The organism is Exiguobacterium sp. PFWT01 (genome assembly GCF_018255795.1).
GTDB lineage: Bacteria > Bacillota > Bacilli > Exiguobacteriales > Exiguobacteriaceae > Exiguobacterium.
Genome location: NZ_CP073755.1, coordinates 1,279,556 through 1,299,788, shown reverse-complemented (window position 1 = coordinate 1,299,788; position 20,233 = coordinate 1,279,556). Strand labels below are relative to the sequence as shown.

The following is a 20,233-nucleotide window of genomic DNA, read 5'->3' as shown; positions in this document are numbered from 1 at the left end:
CAAGTCACAACCCTATGTGTACATAAATGTGTTGTTTACCGTAAAATAGATAGGTGTCTTGTCATTAAGTTGTTTCTTTGGGCTCCAGTGAAACAATCAATGTTTCATCGACCACATAGTAAGGTCTTTTTGGCAACGTTTTTAAATAACCTCCCTCTCGTAAACGGGTCAAATCAAGTTGAAGCGCGTTCTGAAATTTTTGTAACGGTAATTTCTTCTCCTGGTCCATATACAGATCGAGCGCACGTTGCACTTGGTCCATTTCATAAATGACGTCGCGTTCATCTTCCGGTACGATATGAAACGTCTCTTTTGACATAAAGAAGCGTTGTCTCGGAATTCCCGAAAGGTGATGTTTCAAGCGTTTGGTGTCGATTTCTTGCGAGTCATCCAATAAGACGGTGCGATTCACACCTTTTGGCAGCGTCTGTTCATATTCATGGATCGCTTGACGCAATTCTGAAAGGGTGATGTCAATCTCTCGATCCGATTCCACCTCTTTTTGTTGCGTCAATCGTTTCCACCAACTCTTTCCTAGCTTCTCTTCCCTATCCATAAGCACACCCCTCCCTGTGTTCCTGTTCCCGATTCCTTTAAAACTTTCACCAATAAATCGCATATTCATGAAAAAAACCTTCCTTTTTTCAAAGGAAGGTCATGGACTAGAACTTATTTCAATTTGTTACGGAGAACCATTTGCAGGATTCCTCCGTGACGGTAGTAGTCAATTTCAACTTCAGAGTCGAAACGAGCGATGACTTTGAACTCTGTCACCGTACCGTTTTCATGCGTCGCTTTTGCGTTCAAGATATCGCGCGGACGAACAGACTCATCGACTTGAATATCGATTGCTTCCTCACCAGTCAATCCGAGTGATTCAGCCGATTCACCGTCTAAGAACTGAAGCGGGAGCACACCCATCATGACAAGGTTCGAACGGTGAATCCGCTCGAAACTTTGTGCGATGACCGCACGGATTCCAAGAAGATTCGTTCCTTTCGCTGCCCAGTCACGAGATGATCCCATTCCGTAATCATTTCCTGCAAGGACAACAAGACCTGTTCCCTGTTCCTTGTACTTCATGGCCGCATCGTACATTGGCATGATCTCACCTGTTGGCCAGTACGTTGTGAAGCCACCTTCAGTCCCAGGAGCAACTTGGTTGCGGATGCGAATGTTAGCGAACGTACCACGCATCATGACTTCATGGTTACCACGGCGTGAACCGTATGAGTTGAAGTCGATCGGCTCTACCCCTTTAGAAAGGAGGTATTGACCAGCTGGTGTCGTCTTCGAGAATGATCCCGCTGGCGAGATGTGGTCGGTCGTAACCGAATCCGCAAACTTCCCGATGACACGTAAGCCATTCAATGCATGAACCTCGCCCGCTTCTGGTTCGAGTTGTTCGAAGAACGGTGGGTTTTGGATGTATGTCGACTCATCTGAGAAGTCATACAAGTTTCCTTCCGGAACATCGAGTGCGTTCCAACGCTCGTTACCAGTGAAGACCGTTTCGTACTCTTTACGGAACGCTTCAGGTGAAACGACGTCTTGGACAACCATCTTGATTTCATCGTTTGATGGCCAGATGTCTTTGAAGTATACTTCATTCCCATCTTTGTCCGTACCGAACGAATCATTCATGATGTCGAAGTTGACTGACCCGGCAAGAGCGTAAGCGACGACGAGCGGTGGTGATGCTAAGAAGTTTGCCTTCACGAGCGGGTGAACGCGTCCTTCAAAGTTACGGTTACCAGAGAGGACTGACGACACGAGCAAGTCGTTCTCTGTGATCGTTTCTTCGACTTCACGGTCAAGCGGACCCGAGTTTCCGATACATGTCGTACAGCCGTATCCGACCGTATTGAAGCCGAGTTCGTCCAAGTAAGAAGTCAAACCAGCCTTATCCAAGTAGTCCGTTACGACTTTCGAACCTGGTGCGAGTGATGTCTTCACGTATTTTGGAACGGTTAAGCCACGTTCAACGGCTTTCTTTGCAACGAGTCCAGCACCGACCATGACGTAAGGGTTCGACGTGTTCGTACAGCTTGTGATGGCTGCAATCGCAACATCTCCCGTACTCATGTCGACTGCGCCGTCCTCATAGTTGACAGTTGCTTTCTTCTCGAGTTCAGAACGGTCAAGTCCGAAGCCACTGTTTCCTGCAGGAGCACTCAAGCTATCGATGAACGATGTTTGAACGTCTGAGAGGTTGATTCGGTCTTGTGGACGTTTCGGACCCGCAAGTGAAGGCTGGACTTTCGACAAGTCGAGCGTTAACACTTTTGTGAACGTTGGATCAGCTTGATCTGGTGTATAGAAGAGATCATTCGCTTTTGAATATTCTTCGACGAGTGAAATCAACTCTTCAGAGCGACCAGTCGTACGCATGTAGTTCAATGTTTCCGTATCGACCGGGAAGAATCCACATGTCGCACCATATTCAGGCGCCATGTTTGCAATCGTCGCACGGTCTGAAAGTGGCATCGTGTGGAGCGACGGTCCGAAGAATTCAACGAATTTCCCGACAACTTTTTCATGACGGAGCATCTCTGTCACGACGAGCGCCACATCTGTCGCTGTCACACCAGGGTTTACTTCACCGATGATTTTGACACCGACGACGTCTGGCACTGGGAAGTATGATGGTTGACCGAGCATGCTTGCTTCCGCCTCGATTCCGCCGACACCCCAGCCAAGAACACCGAGTCCGTTGATCATCGTTGTGTGCGAATCCGTTCCGACGAGTGAATCTGGATAAGCAACTGTACCTTCCGCATCATTCTTCTCGAGGACGACAGATGCCAAGTACTCCAAGTTTACTTGGTGAACGATCCCCGTTGCAGGTGGTACGGCACGATAGTTGTCAAATGCCGTCTGAGCCCAACGTAAGAACTTATAACGTTCTTCGTTCCGTTCAAATTCGATGTCCATGTTTTTCATCAATGCGCCAGCAAAACCGTATGCATCTACTTGAACTGAGTGGTCGACGACGAGATCGACAGGGATTTCTGGGTTGATTTTGTTTGGGTCTCCACCGAGGTCTGCCATCGCTTTACGAAGTGAAGCAAGGTCTACGACCGTCGGTACACCCGTGAAGTCTTGAAGTACGACACGTGCCGGTTTGAACGGTACGTCAATGTCTTTCGAGACGTCGGCAGTACCCCATTTTGCCAAGTTCTCGACATGTTCTTTCGTGATGGCACGCCCGTCTTGTTGACGGAGAACCGATTCAAGAAGAACGCGAATCGAATACGGAAGACGGCTGATGTCCGTCAATCCTTCTTCTTCTAATTTTTTCAAACGATAAAAATCATACGATTGCCCGTTCGCTTCGAACTTTGTCCGAGATGCGAAGGCGTCTAAAACATTCGTCTGTTCCATTGCAATTTCCCCCTTTTTGAAAGCGCCGACCACACGACAATGCGTAATCGCTTACTTTTCACATATTTATCATAATACAAGTATAGCGTGACGTAAAATACATTCCGTCACAAATTAGTCATAAGTAAAACTTATCAGAACTAAAATGACTTACTTCACAACAAAAAAACACCTCAGAAACGAGGTGTTTATATCTTATTCTTCCGTACCGATCTCTTCGTTGACGTCAAGTGCCTCAACAAGCGTCAAGTCATCTGCGTGACGCTCAGCGAACCGTTCATATGTGAACTCGTTCGCGAACAGGAAGACCGGACGTTCCCAACGGTCTGTAACGAGCATGTTCCGTGAATCTTGGAACGGTTTCAATGCTTTCAATTCTTTGTCTTTGACCCAACGAGCAACGCTGTATGAGACAGGTTCCATTCGAATATCGACGCCATATTCATTGTTTAAACGATATTCGAATACCTCGAATTGAAGTTGTCCGACCGCGCCGAGATAAATCTCGTTATATTCGTTGCGATATACTTGAATCGCTCCTTCTTGCGCAAGCTGTTCTACTCCTTTATGGAAGTGTTTCGACTTGAGCGAGTTGACCGGCGAAACGCGCATGAACAATTCCGGTGGGAAAGTCGGCAACGCTTCAAACGCAATCTTTTGCTTCGACGTGGTGATGGTATCTCCAATTTGATACGTACCAGAATCATAGATCCCGATGACATCACCGGCAAACGCTTGGTCGACTGTTTCTCGATCGTTCGCCATCAATTGTGTCGATTGGCTCAATTTAATCTTTTTCCCAGTCCGGGTGAGCGTCACGTCCATCCCACGCTCGAACACACCGGAACAGATGCGGACGAATGCGATGCGATCGCGGTGTGCCGGATTCATGTTCGCCTGAATCTTGAAGACGAATCCACTGAAGTCTTCTGATGTCGGATTGATCGGACCGACGTTCGACTTACGGGCCTCAGGAGCCGGAGACATCTCTAAATAGTGATCCAAGAACGCAGTCACGCCAAAGTCAACGAGCGCTGTTCCGAAAAATACCGGTGTCAATTCACCGCTCTGAATCGCCTCGACATCAATCTCGTTCCCCGCTCCGTCAAGAAGGTCGATCTCATCGCGAAGGTTCGTCAAGTTCTCTTCCGACAAATGTTCGGCGAGAATCGGATCGTTCACTCCGTCTTCACTCAGTTGAAGTGTCGACTTCTCCCCACGGAACAAGTGGACCTCATTTTTCATTCGGTCGTAGACACCCTCAAACTGCATTCCGCTCCCGATCGGCCATGTAATCGCGACAGAAGGCATGCCTAACACTTCTTCGAGCTCTTCCATCAATTCAAGCGGATCTTTTGCCTGACGATCCAACTTGTTCATAAATGTGAAGATTGGAATCCCACGCATCCGACAAACTTGGAATAGTTTTTTCGTCTGTGTTTCAATCCCTTTCGCAGCATCGATGACCATGACCGCGCTATCAACCGATGTCAACACGCGATACGTGTCTTCACCGAAGTCGTTGTGTCCTGGTGTGTCCATGATCGATACGACCTTATCTTGATAGATGAATTGCATGACAGATGATGTGACCGAGATCCCACGTTGTTTCTCGATTTCCATCCAGTCAGATTTCGCGTGCTTTGAGTTTTTGCGCGCTTTGACCGTACCCGCCTCGCGAATCGCACCACCGTGCAAAAGTAATTTCTCTGTTAATGTTGTCTTCCCCGCATCCGGGTGAGAGATAATGCCGAATATCCGACGTCTCTCGACTTCCTGTTTCAATTGGCTCATATAGGATAGACCTTTCCTTTCTCGTCTCAGTTCATGCTTATTCTCGTAGCAACGCTATCTATTCTAACGAAATCAAATCCGTTCGTCTATCCTAATGGAACGTACGCCTTTTGCAAATGGATTCTTTTTTGTATACTAACGATGAAAGCAAGTGAATGTATAGAACGGGGGAAAGACGATGCCAGAAAACTTGATGATGTATTTCATTGTATTCTGGGGATTCGTCATGATTGGACTCATGACGATTGGCGGGTACTTCATGTTTCGTAAGTTTTTAAAACGAATGCCAAAAGAAGATGGACGTTCCTTACTTGACATCGAAGATGATTATATAGAAAGAACGCGTCATCTATGGACTCCGGAAACGCGAACGCTATTAGATCGTCTCGTCACACCGGTACCCGAGTTATTCCGCGACGTCGCGATCCGAAAAATCGCAGGTAAAATCGGTCAATTCGCGCTTGAATCGCGAGCCAAAAAAATGACGACCGAACTCGTGGTAAAGGGTTATATCGCCGCAACACCTAAGCGCGATCACAAGTTCTTAAAGAAAGCGCTAACCGAAGAACAGATTGACTGGACACCTTACGAACACTATTTTCAGCAGTAGACTCTATCTCATTCAGATAGAGTTTTTTATTTGTCGAATTGTGCGATTCGCCTTATGGGTCAAAAGTACCTTTTCTCGAGTTTTATACTACACCGAAATAACGTTCACGAATTAGACAATATTGAAAACGCTTACAATAAATTGGTATGACCAATATTAATATAACGTCTCCTGTTTCGACACAAAAAAAAGGAATGACTGAACTGTTTTTCACAACGCATAATGGATTTATCTTACAGTCAAGGAGGGTTTATTATGCATGATGTGACACAAGTTTCACAAACGACAAGCCATCAATCTGCCCACACGATTACCGAGCACGAGACATTTCATCGGTTAATGCGGGAAAAAAATCGCTTCATCGTTCCAGCTATCATCTTCTCACTCATCTTTTATTTCACACTCCCGATTCTGACGAGTTATACGACGATTTTGAATACACCACTCATCGGGGACATCACTTGGGCTTGGGCGTTCGCCTTTTCCCAGTTCATCATGACCTGGACACTTTGTGTACTTTATAGTCGACGTGCCCGTCGCTTTGATGCTCTCGTCGAACAATTGAAAGATGAGGTGAGATCATGAATTGGACCGCGATCGCCCTCTTTATCGCCATTGTCGGACTCACGCTTGTGATTACATACTTTGCAGCACGAAAAACAAAAACTGCCAGTGACTTTTATACGGCAGACGGTGGATTGACCGGATTTCAAAACGGTCTTGCCATCGCAGGGGACTATATGTCTGCCGCATCGTTTCTCGGAATTGCGGGAATGATCGCGCTCGCGGGATTCGATGGATTTTTCTATTCTATCGGTTTCCTCGTCGCCTACCTCGTGGTCCTCTATCTCGTCGCCGAACCATTACGTAATCTTGGGAAATATACGATGGCTGATATGATCGCGGCACGTTTCAACAAGCCCCGCGTTCGTGGTGTCGCAGCGATGAATGCGATTGTCATCTCCATTTTCTACATGATTGCGCAACTCGTCGGAGCGGGTGCTCTGATTGAACTGTTACTCGGAATCCCTTATACGACAAGTGTCGTCGTCGTCGGAATCTTAATGACAGTCTACGTCGTTTTCGGTGGCATGACGGCCACGTCTTGGGTACAAATCACAAAAGCCGTACTTCTGATGATTGGGACGGCAATCATTTCGTTTCTCGTGTTCGCTCGTTTTGATTTCTCCGTCACGACGATGTTTAATGAAGTCAGCAAAGCGACCCCACTCGGAAGTGACTTCTTGAACCCTGGGAACAAGTTCAAGCTACCGCTCGATACCATCTCATTAAACATGGCGCTCGTGCTCGGTACGGCAGGGCTCCCTCATATTCTGATTCGCTTCTTCACCGTCAAAGACGCACCGACTGCTCGGCAATCCGTCGTCTATGCGACATGGATCATCGGTGCATTTTATATCTTGACCATATTCCTAGGTTTCGGTGCCGCAGCATTCGTCGGACGTGATGCCATTCTCGCCGCAAACCCAGCCGGCAACATGGCGGCCCCTCTTCTCGCGCAAGTGCTCGGTGGTGACCTCTTGTTCGCTTTCGTTGCTGCAATCGCGTTCGCGACAATTCTTGCCGTTGTCGCTGGACTCGTACTGTCAGCCGCTTCCGCCTTTGCCCATGACTTCTACGGACATATCATTCGTAAAGGGGAAGCGACAGAAACTGAACAAGTGAAAGCCGCGCGAATCGCTTCAGTTGCGGTCGCCCTCGTCTCAATGGGACTAGCCTTTTTCGCTCAGTCGATGAACGTTGCGTTTCTTGTCTCGCTCGCCTTCGCCGTTGCGGCGAGTGCAAACTTACCTGTGATCCTCTTTACGATTTTCTGGAGACGCTTTAATACAGGTGGCGCCATTTGGGGAATGGTCGTCGGCTTGTTCTCCTCACTGATTCTAGTCGCACTCAGCCCGAACCTTTGGGCTCCGGACGGTTCGGCCATCTTTGTCGGTGAAGCCCTATTCCCACTATCCAATCCCGGGATTGTATCAATCCCTCTCGGTTTCATCGCTGCCGTGATTGGTACACTGGTCACGAAATCAGATGAAGTTGCTGGCAACTATGAACACGTCCTCGTCAAGGCGAACACCGGAATCGACGCGGAGACAGAAGTCGCCGCTACGAAAGCAGATTAAATAAAAATGGAGTGGCTCAACGCCACTCCATTTTTACGTGATTGCGATTCGTTTATATTTTTGATACATGGCGATTCGCCACGGGACAATCATCCCCCACGCAATCAAATAGAACAATCCGCCTGTCGAGAAGATATCGACCTCATGACCGACCCAAACCTTCATTGCTGTACGAATGGCAAGGAGTGCGAACACGACCACTAAAAATGCTTTCGATCGTGAGAGATACACCTCGCCGTCCCGTTTTTCAAAGTTTGATGTCTTAATCAAAAACAGACTGAAGATGAGCCCGACTGCAAGAGCCTCAGCCACTTCGACCCATGACAAGCGAAACGCGGGAATCAGAAACTGAATCATCCCGGTCGTCATCGCAAGTGGTGGAATTAAAATTTTTTTTGCATTCGTCGGCTTTGCCGATGCTTTTACACGAACAAAGCTCGCTACGATACCCATTAACAACGCGACGAGAGTCGACCCCCATAACATTGACATCTCGGTCAACCCCTTAAAATCCGGTGAATCCGACTAGCTCGCTCATCCATGCAGCGAACCGATTCATTCCGTCAAAATATAATAGTACGCCGAACGCCATCATCAAATAGCCTCCGACTTTTGCCACTTTTGCACTGTTGCGTGCTAAGTACTTGATCTTGCCAACGAATGCAACCATCACCAAAAATGGGATTGAAAATCCGATGACATACGCCAACATATAGCCGAGTCCTTGACTCGGGTTCGTGGCGGCTAGTGCGATCACACCAGCTAAAATCGGACCTGTGCACGGTGTCCACCCTGCCGCAAATCCAATACCAATTAAAACGGTTCCAAAATAACCGCTCTTTCGTTCGCCGATATCCATTTTCTTTTCACGCATCATAAATTGCGGTTGCCATAAGCCCGCCAAAAAGACGCCGAACACGAAAATCAAAATGGCGCCGAACATGCGTAGACTGTCCTTGTATTGGATGAAGACGTCTGCGATCAATGAAGTCGACAACCCTAGCACAAGAAAGACAATCGAAAAACCGAATAAGAACGAAAATGTGTGGAACCAAGCTGTACGCTGTTTTAATCCTTCATTTTTTAACTCAGATACGGAAACCCCAGTGATATAAGAGAGAAAGACCGGATACAACGGGAGCGTACATGGTGACAAGAACGATAAGACGCCCGCCCCAAATGCGAGCCATAATGTGACTTCCATGACGATTTCCACCTTTCACGACCATTATAGCGAAATCCTATTTAAATTGCTCGAATCTTTTCTTTCAAACCTCAACATCATTTTGTAATTTTTGAAATGGAAATGAAACTTGTCATCTGTAAACGGAGGTGCTAAGATTTGGATATTCCAGTTCACAAAATTCTAATTTACATGATGGGGGAACGAACGTGGCAGTCACCGCAGCAGATACACTACACCAGGCCATTGAACAAAAACGTGATGAACTGTATAAAATCGCGTCAAAGCATTCTTGGACCTCACCCGAAGTCATTTCAGTAAGCCAAGAACTTGACTCTCTAATCACTCGTCATGTCCTATCAAAGCATAATAAAGAGCAACTTCATTCTTGAAACTTGACGGCTCGTCACCTTGTGTGACGAGCTTTTTCCATGGAAAAAGGACACCTGAATAGGTATCCTTTCCAAATCAAGACATCAGACGTTGTCCGGATTGTAGTTCATACATCTTTTTGTACAGTCCGTCTTGTTTCAATAACTGTTGATGATTGCCACGCTCTACGATTTCACCGCGATGCAAGACCAATATCAAATCTGCATCTTGAATCGTCGACAGGCGGTGAGCGATTGCAATCGTCGTCCGACCCCGACGCATCCGATCGAGCGCGGTTTGTACACGCTCCTCTGTTTCGGTATCGATGGAACTTGTCGCTTCATCGAGAATAAGCACCTTTGGATTACGTGCGACCGTACGGGCAAAAGCGAGCAATTGACGCTCCCCGCTTGAGAACGTCGCTCCACGCTCTCCGACGACATGGCCATAGCCAGCGTCCAACTTTTCAATGAATGTATGCGCTTGGACGAATTCAGCAGCTTCACGCGCACGCTCAGAATCGATGTCCGGATTGAACAGCTTCAAATTCTCTTCAATTGTTCCGGTGAATAAGAATGGGTCTTGTAGGACAAGCCCGACTTGTTGACGAAGCTCTTGCTCTTCGAACTGTTCGAGCGGTTGCCCGTCAATCGTGATGCGACCAGATTCATATGGGTAAAAACGGGTCAACAAATTGATAATTGAACTCTTACCGCTCCCAGTATGACCAACGAGCGCAACCGTCTCACCAGGTTTCGCCACGAACGAAATTTGTTTCAACACGTCAACTTCTCCGTCGTAACTGAACGTCACATCTTCGAACCGAACTTCCCCATCAGTGATTCGTGCTTCACCAGGCATCCGTTTACCTGGAGCCGGTTCATCTGTATCTAAGATTTTGAAGACACGGTCGGCCGATACGACGGCTTGTTGAAATTCGCTTAATCGTTGCATGATATCAAGCACGGGACGGAAAATACGTTCAATATAGCTGATGAAAGCATACACGACCCCTACTTGAACTTGTTCACTCATTGAGAGCACCCCGTAATAACCGAGCAGACCGATGATGGAGAAGGCAAGAAGGAGTTCGATAATCGGGCGGAGTAACATGCTATCGAGTTTTAAGTTCCGATATCGCGCCTCCTGATGCGCTTCGTTCGTCTCTTCGAACTGACGGATGAGACGCTCTTCTTGACGAAATTGTTGAATGATGCCCATCCCGTTGATGGATTCGTTCAACTGGGCGTTGAGTTGTGACAACAAATCCCGGACTTGTGCGAAATATTTCGTCGAGAAACGACGATACGCCCAAATGATGAGCCAAAAAAGAGGCAATAAGATGAGCCCCATCGTCGCGAGCGGCGGCTCTAAAATGTAGAGGAAAATATACGTCCCGATCAACTGAACAGCGGACTGAACGAACGTACTCATTACTCCGACATAGAGCTCTTTCACCGCCTCCGTATCGTTCGTAATACGCGATACAAGGACGCCCGCTGGTGTACGGTCAAAATAAGCAAGCCGCATCCCCATGACGTGACGGAAAATATCCATCCGAATATTTTGAACAATCTTCAGCGCAATCTTTTGAAACGAAATCGATTGTAGATAATCAAACACGATTGCAGATACGTGAAGAACCATATAGACGGCGAAGAGAGCGATGACCCAGTTCGTTGGATAGACACCCGGTGTGACGAATTCATCGATGAACACTTTGATCAGAAACGGCCCTGCCAACTTTGCACCTGTCGCAATCAAGAGAAATACGAAGGCGACACTGAGCGGTTTACCATACCGTTTCGCGTAACTAAGCAGTCGCTTGATGACTTGCCATTCTTGGACATCATGTTTCATCGTGTCCACCCCCTTCTACAATCGCTTCAAGTTGCTGACGATCATATGTCTCTCGATACCAGCCTGACTCCTGAAGCAATGTCTCATGACGACCTCGCTGAATGATATTTCCGTCCTCAATCACGAGAATCTCATCAGCATGTTCCACGGCGGAAAGTCGATGGGCGACAATGACGCGCGCCTGGTCTGGATTGCCGACTCGAAAATGCTCGATAATCGACTCTTCCGTTTTCGCATCGACCGCAGATAACGCATCATCTAATATCAAGACATCAGCCGCTGTCATGAGCGCCCGTGCGATGGAAATCCGCTGTTTCTGGCCACCTGATAATGTGACCCCGCGTTCACCGACGAGTGTCGCATAGCCTTCCGGAAGACGGACGATATCTTCATGCACCTCAGCGACCTTAGCCGCTTCGATGATTTCTTCCATGCCCGCTTCAGGTCTTCCGAACGCGATATTGTTCGCAATCGAATCCGAGAACAAGAAGTGATCTTGCGGCACGACCGCAATCTTATCCATCAGAAGTGACTTTTTCACTTGGCGGATGTTGATCCCGCCGATTTTAATCTTTCCATCTTTCACGTCATACTCACGTGTCAACAGACGGACAATCGTCGTCTTCCCTGCACCTGTTCTGCCGACAATCCCGATGGTTTTTCCACGCTCAATCCGAAAATGAACATTGTGGAGCACAACGGTCTCGTCATAGGCGAAGTTTCGAATATCAACTTCCACCTCTGAATGAGAAAGCGTCGTCGCAGCCATGCGGTCGTCTTGAATCTCAGGTTTGACGGCGAGCATCCGCTCAATCCGGTCGTAAGACGCACGTCCACGCTCCACGATGTTGAACAACCATCCAAAGGCTAACATTGGCCATGTCAACAGTGCCAAATAAGCTGTGAAGCTGACGATCTGTCCAATCGTCAATTCTCCTTGTTCAATCAAGACGGCTCCATACCCGACCGAAAGGATATAAGACAATCCGACAATTCCGAAGATGGTCGGGTCGTATAAGGCATCAATCTTCGCGACTCGTACGTTTTTAGCCATGACTTCACTCGATAAATTCTCAAACGATTCCACGTCCCGACCGACTTCCCCCGTCGATTTTAAGACACGGACGCCACTGACGCTTTCCTGCACTTTGTCATTCAATTCTGAAAATGCCGCTTGGGCGACCCCGAATCGGCTATGTAACATCTTTCCATATCGCGTCGTCAAAGCGACCATGATTGGTAACGGTAGTAAGGCGACGAGCGTCAATTTCCAACTGATCGTTGTAATCATCGTGATGATGACGAACGTCCCAAGTGTCACGCTATCGACGAGTGTTAAAATGCCTGCACCGGCCGTCATCGACACGGCTTGTACATCATTTGTCGCGTGGGCCATCAAATCACCGACCCGTGACTTTTTATAAAATCGCTGATCAAGATCTGTGAAATGCCGATATAGTTGGCTACGAAGCATTCTTCCTAGACGAATCGATGCGCCGAAGATAAAATAGCGCCAAAAGAAGCGGGCGATATAGTTTCCAATTCCAACAGCGGCAAGTCCCCCTAATAATAGCCAGAGTGTGTCGGACGAAAGCGAACCACGGTTGATCTCATCGACAATCCGTCCGATGATGCGTGGTGGAATCAGTTCTAGACCAGCCACGAAGATCAGTAAGACGATGCCGAGCGCGTACGTCTTCCACTCAAGACGCAAAAACCAAGATAATTGTTTGAATACACGAATGTGAAACGCCCCCCTTTGTCTTTAGATGAAGATTATTTATTAATCGTAGCGAAAGTCTGTTCGATTGTCTAACAAAAAGAGGAAACAAAAAAGCACTTCGGGAACCGAAGTGCTTTCGTGATTGATTATGATTTCTTTTCGTTTTTCATCTGCACGTTCATGGCGCGCATCACTTGGTTGACTTTCTTCTGTGATGGCTTTTGACCCATCTGCATCATCAACGTACGAATCATATCTTCATTGATTGGCGGGTTCTGTTCAAGGTAGTTCATCATGTATTTACGCGCGATAAAGAATCCAATCGCGATACCCCCGATGAGTGCTGCCACGACAAGAAGAATCCAGAATAATGTACTCAAGGCTTTACCTCCTCTACCATATGAAACATCGTTTTTTACTATACACTAAATTGAACAACTTCGCTAGTCGTCCAGAAAAAAAGTGACGGCCAAACGATTGGCCGTCACAACAATCTAACTAAAGATTAAAGTGATTTTACTGCATTGACGACGTTGTCGACTGACATGCCGTATTCTTTCATGAGGAGGTCACCAGGTGCAGATGCTCCGAACTTGTCGATTCCGAGCACCTTACCACCGAATCCTACATATTTGTACCATCCTAGTGTCGCACCCGCTTCAAGTGATACACGTTTCGTGACTGAAGATGGAAGAACAGATTCTTTGTACTCTGCAGATTGCGCTTCGAAGAGTTCCCATGATGGCATCGAGACGACTGCCGCTTTCACGCCTTCTGACGCGAGCTGTTCACGCGCTTCAACGAGAACGTGTACTTCAGAACCTGTACCGAGCAAGAGAACGTCTGCATCTTTCGATTCACCCGCAACGACGTAAGCCCCTTTTGCTGCCGTTTCAATAGATGTACCTTCGAGTTCTGGTAACGCTTGACGAGTCAAGACGAGAAGTGAAGGAGTCGTTTTCGATGTCACCGCTTGTTTCCAAGCTGCAATCGTTTCTTTGCCGTCAGCAGGACGAAGAACAGAGAGGTTCGGCATCGCGCGGAAGCTCATCAAATGTTCGACCGGCTCGTGCGTTGGGCCATCTTCACCGACTGCGATTGAGTCGTGCGTCAAGATGAACGTCGATGGAAGTCCCATAAGTGCTGCGAGACGGACTGCAGGACGGAGGTAATCCGAGAAGACGAAGAACGTCGCTCCGTAAGGAAGGACACCACCGTGAAGGGCCATACCGTTCACAGCTGCAGCCATCGCGAACTCACGAACACCGAACCAGATGTTACGGCCAGCTGGATCTTCATCGAAGTCTGCCGCACCTTTGATCATCGAATTGTTCGATCCGGCAAGGTCAGCCGACCCACCGAAGAGTGTCGGTACTGCTTTTGCGATTGCGTTCAACACTTCACCGCTCGTTTGACGTGTTGCTTTTTTCGAACCGATTTCGAATGTCGGCAACTCGCTATCCCAACCTTCAGGAAGCTCATTGTTCATCGCACGCTCGAACTGTGCTCCGAGCTCAGGGTGTGCCGCTTTATACGCTTCAACGAGTTCGTTCCAGTCTGACTCATATTTCGCACCAGGCTCGACAACTTTCTCGTTGAATAAGTCATATACTTCGTTTGGAACGTAGAATGACTCGCCTTCCCATTTGTAGAACTGTTTCGTCAATTCGATTTCAGCGTCTCCAAGTGGCGCACCGTGTGATGCCGATTTACCCGACTTGTTCGGTGAACCGAATCCGATGACCGTTTTGACTTCGATCAATGTCGGCTTCGACGTCTCTGCTTTCGCAGCATCAATCGCTTTTGCGATTGAATCGATGTCCGTTCCGTCTTCGACACGAATGACTTGCCATCCGTAAGCGTTGAAACGGTCTTCTACGCTTTCAGAGAACGACTTATGAAGGTCGCCATCGAGAGAGATATCGTTTGAATCGTAAAGAACGACGAGTTTACCGAGCTTCAAGTGACCTGCGAGGGAAGCCGCCTCCGCAGATACACCTTCCATCAAGTCTCCGTCACCGCAAATGCCGAACGTGTAGTGGTCAACGACGTTGAACTCGTCGCGGTTGTAAGTCGCTTCTAAGTGTTTCTCTGCCATGGCCATCCCGACAGCCATCGCAATCCCTTGTCCAAGTGGACCCGTTGTCGCATCTACCCCAGCCGTGTGGCGGTACTCAGGGTGTCCAGGTGTCTTCGAGTCCATTTGACGGAATGATTTCAAATCGTCCATCGACAAATCATAGCCAGACAAGTGAAGGAGCGAATACAAGAGCATCGATCCATGACCCGCTGAGAGCACGAAACGGTCACGGTTGAACCAGTTCGGGTTTTTCGGGTTGTGACGCATTTTATCTGTCCAAAGTGTAAACGCCATCGGGGCAGCGCCCATTGGCATCCCTGGGTGACCAGAGTTCGCTTTTTGGACCGCATCAATTGAGAGCGTCCGAATCGAGTTAATCGCTAATAATTCTTTAGTAGTTGTTTCCACTAATTTCATCCTCTCTGTGTTAAGAAGGTTTTCTACCCGTCATATTTTATCATACTCAATCGTGTGTCACAACTAATTAATTAGTATAACACATTTGATGAAATCGTTTCCTTCTATTGCATGAAATAGCATGTAATCCGTTCGTCTGATGCGTGTTCGTGTATAACAAAAATGCACATCCTATGCGAAATAGGATGTGCATTCGGGATCACTCACCGCGATAGCGTTTTTGATCTTCTTTCAACTTCTCTGGTGTAACGTCATTTCCATCTGGATCGACGACTTTCATCCCCATCATTTGTGATTTGAACGATTGACGAAACGCCTTCAAATATTCTTGACGCAAGTCTTGTTGCTCGTTCATTTCTTCTTGAGACAGTCCTTCTGTCTTCGCTTTGTTGGCGAGGAAATTGATTCGCTCCAATTGTCCTGGTGCTAACATATGACTCGCCCCCTCTCTAGTGAATTTGTTCTTATACTTTACAAAATCAGAGAGGAAGAATCAAGTTTCAGCAACCGACTGGTGCTCAAGATATCGTCGATTGACGGTCGCTTTCGACACTTCATAACCAAATCCTCGAAGGGTCGCCGCAATCTCAGCAAACGTCAACCCGCGCTCGCGCAGTTGAATAATCTCCTCGATTGGCACTTCGATTCGATGTCGCCCACCTTGATCGTTATTTTGAATATTGCGCTGTGGGTTAAATCCGTTGGCGACGGCACGTCGCATCCCACGAGAAATTTTTGCGTTATGAATCTTACGCTGATACTCTTCGACAACACTGACAATCTCCAATACCATCTTCTCGGCATCGGAAACGACATAGTCCGACGTCGACTGCATCGTCAGCAATCGCACGTCATGCTTCATTAGAGTATGCAAGATCGCAATCTTAGCATTCCCTCGTCCTAAACGACTGTCATCCGTGACGAGAACAGCATCGAGCTGAGAAGTGGATACATGGTCAAGTAAATCAAGTAGCCCTTGCCGATTGACTTCATAACCACTCTCTTGCTCTGTGATGACATCTATGACGTCGGCCCCTAATCCCGAAGCCAGCTGCTGTAATTCTTCGACTTGCCGACTGAGTGATGTCTCTTGGGTAGACTTGTTCGTCGATACCCGGCAATAGATGACGACTCGCATCGCACCACTCCCTTTCATTGCATTCATTTGTTACGATACACAGTTCAAGATTGATTCGCAATGAAGAAAGATCACTCAGCGGCATACCATTTCATTTTTCGTTCGTTATGCTCTTCACGCTCTGCCATGATCTGTGCTTCGAGCGATTCCGCTTCGACGTATGCGACCTCTTGTTCAATCGTCCGCTCTGACGTGACGACCGGATCGACAACATTTTGTTCCCCTCGCATTTCACCAGCCAAATAAAAAGCGAACATCCCGACCAAGAGCATCCCGACTAAAATGATTCCGTTGAGTGTGTCTTTCATGATTGAATTGCCTCCCGTATAAGAATATATGTTCGTTAGAACGTTTGTTCGTTTATCTGTTCTCATCATAAAACAAGAACCCGTGTTCGGTCAACACAAAAAAACGAACGAATGTTTGTACGCTCATGTGTTCTTGTGTTACACTAGACACATAAAGAATAGGATGCGATTGCAGGTTATTCGATTATATCGAGGTGAACATAATGAAAAAAATGTCAGCGCGACAACAGCAGATTCTTGATTTCATCAAAGACGAAGTACGGGCAAAAGGTTATCCGCCTTCTGTTCGTGAAATTGGAGAAGCCGTCGGTCTTGCATCTAGTTCGACCGTACACGGTCATCTAGATCGTTTAGAGAAGCGTGGATTGATTCGTCGAGATAAGACGAAGCCTCGCGCAATTGAAATTTTGACTGAAGATATGCCGACAATGGAAGAGCAAGAGTCCGTCATGTACGTACCGGTCATCGGGAAGGTCACTGCCGGGACACCGATCACCGCCATCGAGAACGTGGAAGAACACTTCCCGCTCCCTGCACATATCGTCGGGTCAGATAATGTATACATGTTGTCTGTCTCTGGGGATTCGATGATCAACGCAGGCATTTTAGACGGGGACCGGGTGCTCGTGCGCCAACAGAGCACGGCCGACAATGGAGAGATTGTCGTCGCCATGACGGAAGAAGGCGAAGCGACCGTGAAGCGGATTTACAAGGAAGCTTCAAAGGTCCGCCTTCAACCGGAAAACGACGAGTTAGAAGCGATGTATTTTGATAACGTCTCGATTTTAGGGAAGGTTATCGGTGTATACCGTACGATTCATTAATGGCTAGTGGCAAGACCCATACCCGAACGAATCTCGTGGCAACCGGAGCACTCGCGGTTGCCACGCCTTTTCTTGAGATCGATGTTCCATTCTCTTTGATCATCGGTGCCATTATCGGTACACTCTGGCTCTCCCCGGACCTCGATTTAAAATCAGACGCCTACTATCGATGGGGACCACTCAAATTGATCTGGCTCCCTTACGTAAAGCTTATGCCGCACCGTTCGCTCTTCTCGCACTTACCTGGTTTGAGTGATGTGATTCGGATTGCGTATATCGGCTTCCCGCTCGTGCTGCTCTTGCCCTTCACGGCATACGAAGAGGCAATCCGCTCATGGGTGGACATTCATGGCATGTCTTTCTTTTTAGGACTCGTGTTTGCGACGACACTGCATACGACGCTCGACTATACATCAACGTTCTTTAAGAAAGCGTTTTGACCAATTTAAAGGACCACTTACCGTTTTTTCACGGAAGTGGTCCTTTTTACTCAAATGTTATAGGAAATAAAAAGCACGGAACGACCTTCACTGTAGGTTGTTCCGTGCTTTTTTTGCATATCTCTTCTATTAGTAGAGCGTCATGTACTGATCGCGTTCCCACTCCGTTACTTGCATACGGAACATATCCCACTCGATTTCTTTCAACTCGAGGAAGTGTTCGCCGATATGCTCACCGAGTGAGTCCATCACGACTTTGTCCGAACGAAGGACTTCAAGCGCATCGAAGAGTGTCGCTGGGAGATCGTCGATTCCGTTTGCTACACGTTCTGGCTTGTCCATCACGTAGATGTTGCTGTCGATTGGTTTTGGAGCATTCAAATCTTTTTCGATTCCGTCAAGACCTGAAGCCAAGAGGGCAGCAAGTGCAAGGTATGGGTTCGCTGCAGGGTCAACCGAACGTACTTCGATACGAGTCGAGAGACCACGTGCCGCTGGTACACGAACGAGTGGTGAACGGTTTCGTGCGCTCCATGCAACATAGCAAGGTGCTTCGTAGCCTGGTACGAGACGCTTGTATGAGTTGACAGTCGGGTTACATACTGCCGTGAAGGCACGAGCGTGCTCCAAGATACCGGCTGTGAACGCGCGAGCTGTATCTGAAAGTTCCATGTCGCCGTTTGGATCGTAGAAGACGTTTGTGTCGCCTTTGAAGAGTGACATGTTCGCATGCATCCCTGAACCGTTTACCCCGAAGAGCGGTTTCGGCATGAATGTCGCGTGAAGACCATACTTCGCTGCGATCGTCTTAACGACGAGTTTGAACGTTTGGATGTTATCTGCCGTCGTGACAGCATCTGCGTATTTGAAATCGATTTCGTGTTGTCCTGGTGCTACTTCGTGGTGTGATGCTTCGATTTCAAAGCCCATGTTTTCAAGTTCGATGACGATCTCTTTACGGCAGTTCTCACCGAGGTCAACTGGTGCCAAGTCGAAGTATCCACCTTGGTCGTTGAGTTCAAGAGTCGGACGACCTGATGCGTCTTTTTTGAACAAGAAGAACTCTGGCTCTGGTCCAACGTTGAACGCTGTGAAACCAAGTTTTTGCATCTTCTCAAGGTTACGCTTGAGTGTACCGCGCGGGTCACCGCTGAATGGTGTACCGTCTGGGTTATAAATATCGCAAATTAAGCGAGCAACTTTTCCGCTGCCATCTGTCCACGGGAAGACAACCCACGTGTTGAGGTCTGGATACAAGTACATGTCTGATTCCTCGATGCGGACGAATCCTTCGATTGACGATCCGTCAAACATCATCTTGTTATCAAGTGCTTTGTCCAATTGGCTGATCGGCACCTCGACGTTTTTGATTGTTCCGAGGATGTCCGTGAATTGAAGACGAATAAAGCGTACGTCTTCCTCTTGTGCGATGCGTTTAATGTCTTCTTTTGTGAACGTTTTTCTGGCCATGGTAAAATGTCCCCTCTCACATTGCGTAATGGTTGATGTGTGCGGCGTTATCGATAGAAACGTGAAAGCTCACCTTGAATGAGCGACGTCTTATTGAAACGACCGGCTTCTTGAAGTTGTGTTTTCAACAAATGATGTAACTCTTTTTCCGAAACCTTCGGTGCTTCACTGACCGGTGCGGCCGGAGCAGATGCTTCCGCTTCTTTTTCACCTTCTTGCTCTAACATGTGGCGAATCGCCGCCAAGTTAAAGCCTTGATCAATGTAATCCTTGATTGCGAGTAGACGTTCGACATCATTAAAGGAATAAAGTCGTCGTTTCGATTCCGTCCGACTAGGCGAAATCAGACCCTGTTCTTCGTAATACCGAATCTGTCTACCTGTCAGTTGCGTCAAATCTTGGACGATTCCAATCGGAAACAACGGGTTGGAGCGACGAAATTGATCGGCCATCCTTACCCCTCCTTTTCTGTCTCACAATGTGAGAATA

General features: G+C 47.6%; 20 protein-coding genes. 6 read left to right on the top strand and 14 right to left on the bottom strand.

Annotated elements, in window-relative coordinates; genetic code table 11:
* Positions 1-64: 64 nt before the first annotated feature.
* The 3 genes from KD909_RS06735 to KD909_RS06725 form a co-directional block, all read right to left on the bottom strand.
* The gene (locus KD909_RS06735) at positions 65-556 is read right to left on the bottom strand and encodes a DUF3939 domain-containing protein (RefSeq protein WP_211782740.1); all 492 of its coding nucleotides are present in this window, start codon (positions 554-556) and stop codon (positions 65-67) included.
* Between the two features lie 113 nt (positions 557-669).
* Positions 670-3,384, bottom strand: coding sequence for an aconitate hydratase AcnA (gene acnA / locus KD909_RS06730; protein ID WP_211782739.1), 2,715 nt, complete (start codon positions 3,382-3,384; stop codon positions 670-672).
* Between the two features lie 195 nt (positions 3,385-3,579).
* Entirely contained in the window at positions 3,580-5,178 is a 1,599-nt protein-coding gene (locus KD909_RS06725; protein WP_211782738.1) for a peptide chain release factor 3, read from the bottom strand.
* A gap of 178 nt (positions 5,179-5,356) precedes the next feature.
* Here KD909_RS06725 and KD909_RS06720 point away from each other — a divergent pair, with 178 nt between their 5' ends.
* From KD909_RS06720 to KD909_RS06710, 3 genes are all read left to right on the top strand, one after another.
* Positions 5,357-5,788 carry a DUF2621 domain-containing protein gene (locus tag KD909_RS06720; RefSeq protein ID WP_031423504.1) on the top strand — a complete coding sequence of 144 codons (432 nt, stop codon included), beginning with the start codon at positions 5,357-5,359 and terminating at the stop codon, positions 5,786-5,788.
* Between the two features lie 255 nt (positions 5,789-6,043).
* Positions 6,044-6,373, top strand: coding sequence for a DUF485 domain-containing protein (locus KD909_RS06715; RefSeq protein WP_211782737.1), 330 nt, complete (start codon positions 6,044-6,046; stop codon positions 6,371-6,373).
* Complete coding sequence (locus KD909_RS06710; RefSeq protein ID WP_211782736.1) at positions 6,370-7,929, top strand: solute symporter family protein; 1,560 nt, start codon at positions 6,370-6,372, stop codon at positions 7,927-7,929. The genes KD909_RS06715 and KD909_RS06710 overlap by 4 nt, the downstream gene beginning before the upstream one ends.
* 33 nt (positions 7,930-7,962) lie before the next feature.
* Here KD909_RS06710 and KD909_RS06705 read toward each other — a convergent pair whose 3' ends face one another.
* Both KD909_RS06705 and KD909_RS06700 read right to left on the bottom strand, forming a co-directional pair.
* Positions 7,963-8,415: a CcdC family protein gene (locus tag KD909_RS06705; RefSeq protein WP_211782871.1), complete on the bottom strand. Its 453-nt coding sequence runs from the start codon at positions 8,413-8,415 to the stop codon at positions 7,963-7,965.
* Between the two features lie 19 nt (positions 8,416-8,434).
* The gene (locus KD909_RS06700) at positions 8,435-9,133 is read right to left on the bottom strand and encodes a cytochrome c biogenesis CcdA family protein (RefSeq protein ID WP_211782735.1); all 699 of its coding nucleotides are present in this window, start codon (positions 9,131-9,133) and stop codon (positions 8,435-8,437) included.
* Between the two features lie 188 nt (positions 9,134-9,321).
* On the opposite strand from KD909_RS06700, the gene KD909_RS06695 reads away from it, so the two are divergent.
* Positions 9,322-9,504, top strand: coding sequence for an aspartyl-phosphate phosphatase Spo0E family protein (locus KD909_RS06695; protein ID WP_012726451.1), 183 nt, complete (start codon positions 9,322-9,324; stop codon positions 9,502-9,504).
* Between the two features lie 76 nt (positions 9,505-9,580).
* Here KD909_RS06695 and KD909_RS06690 read toward each other — a convergent pair whose 3' ends face one another.
* The 7 genes from KD909_RS06690 to KD909_RS06660 form a co-directional block, all read right to left on the bottom strand.
* A complete protein-coding gene (locus KD909_RS06690; protein ID WP_211782734.1) occupies positions 9,581-11,344 on the bottom strand; it encodes an ABC transporter ATP-binding protein in 1,764 nt (587 codons plus the stop codon).
* Entirely contained in the window at positions 11,334-13,088 is a 1,755-nt protein-coding gene (locus KD909_RS06685; RefSeq protein WP_211782870.1) for an ABC transporter transmembrane domain-containing protein, read from the bottom strand. The genes KD909_RS06690 and KD909_RS06685 overlap by 11 nt, the downstream gene beginning before the upstream one ends.
* A gap of 125 nt (positions 13,089-13,213) precedes the next feature.
* Positions 13,214-13,447, bottom strand: coding sequence for a YneF family protein (locus tag KD909_RS06680; RefSeq protein WP_012726454.1), 234 nt, complete (start codon positions 13,445-13,447; stop codon positions 13,214-13,216).
* A 125-nt stretch (positions 13,448-13,572) separates the two neighbouring features.
* Positions 13,573-15,564, bottom strand: coding sequence for a transketolase (gene tkt / locus KD909_RS06675; RefSeq protein WP_041917901.1), 1,992 nt, complete (start codon positions 15,562-15,564; stop codon positions 13,573-13,575).
* Between the two features lie 199 nt (positions 15,565-15,763).
* Positions 15,764-15,997 carry a DUF896 domain-containing protein gene (locus KD909_RS06670; protein ID WP_031423491.1) on the bottom strand — a complete coding sequence of 78 codons (234 nt, stop codon included), beginning with the start codon at positions 15,995-15,997 and terminating at the stop codon, positions 15,764-15,766.
* Between the two features lie 60 nt (positions 15,998-16,057).
* A complete protein-coding gene (locus KD909_RS06665; RefSeq protein ID WP_012726457.1) occupies positions 16,058-16,702 on the bottom strand; it encodes a YneB family resolvase-like protein in 645 nt (214 codons plus the stop codon).
* A gap of 71 nt (positions 16,703-16,773) precedes the next feature.
* Complete coding sequence (locus KD909_RS06660; protein ID WP_211782733.1) at positions 16,774-17,010, bottom strand: hypothetical protein; 237 nt, start codon at positions 17,008-17,010, stop codon at positions 16,774-16,776.
* Between the two features lie 203 nt (positions 17,011-17,213).
* Between KD909_RS06660 and lexA the strand changes: the two genes are divergently transcribed.
* Together lexA and KD909_RS06650 are read left to right on the top strand one after the other, a co-directional pair.
* Positions 17,214-17,834: a transcriptional repressor LexA gene (lexA, locus tag KD909_RS06655; protein ID WP_031423487.1), complete on the top strand. Its 621-nt coding sequence runs from the start codon at positions 17,214-17,216 to the stop codon at positions 17,832-17,834.
* Positions 17,834-18,274 (top strand): metal-binding protein, encoded by a 441-nt coding sequence (locus tag KD909_RS06650; RefSeq protein WP_211782732.1) that lies wholly within the window; start codon positions 17,834-17,836, stop codon positions 18,272-18,274. The genes lexA and KD909_RS06650 overlap by 1 nt, the downstream gene beginning before the upstream one ends.
* Before the next feature lie 129 nt (positions 18,275-18,403).
* Here KD909_RS06650 and glnA read toward each other — a convergent pair whose 3' ends face one another.
* On the bottom strand, positions 18,404-19,744 hold the full coding sequence (gene glnA, locus KD909_RS06645) for a type I glutamate--ammonia ligase (protein WP_211782731.1): 1,341 nt from the start codon (positions 19,742-19,744) through the stop codon (positions 18,404-18,406).
* Between the two features lie 47 nt (positions 19,745-19,791).
* Complete coding sequence (locus KD909_RS06640; RefSeq protein ID WP_031423479.1) at positions 19,792-20,196, bottom strand: MerR family transcriptional regulator; 405 nt, start codon at positions 20,194-20,196, stop codon at positions 19,792-19,794.
* Positions 20,197-20,233 lie beyond the last annotated feature (37 nt).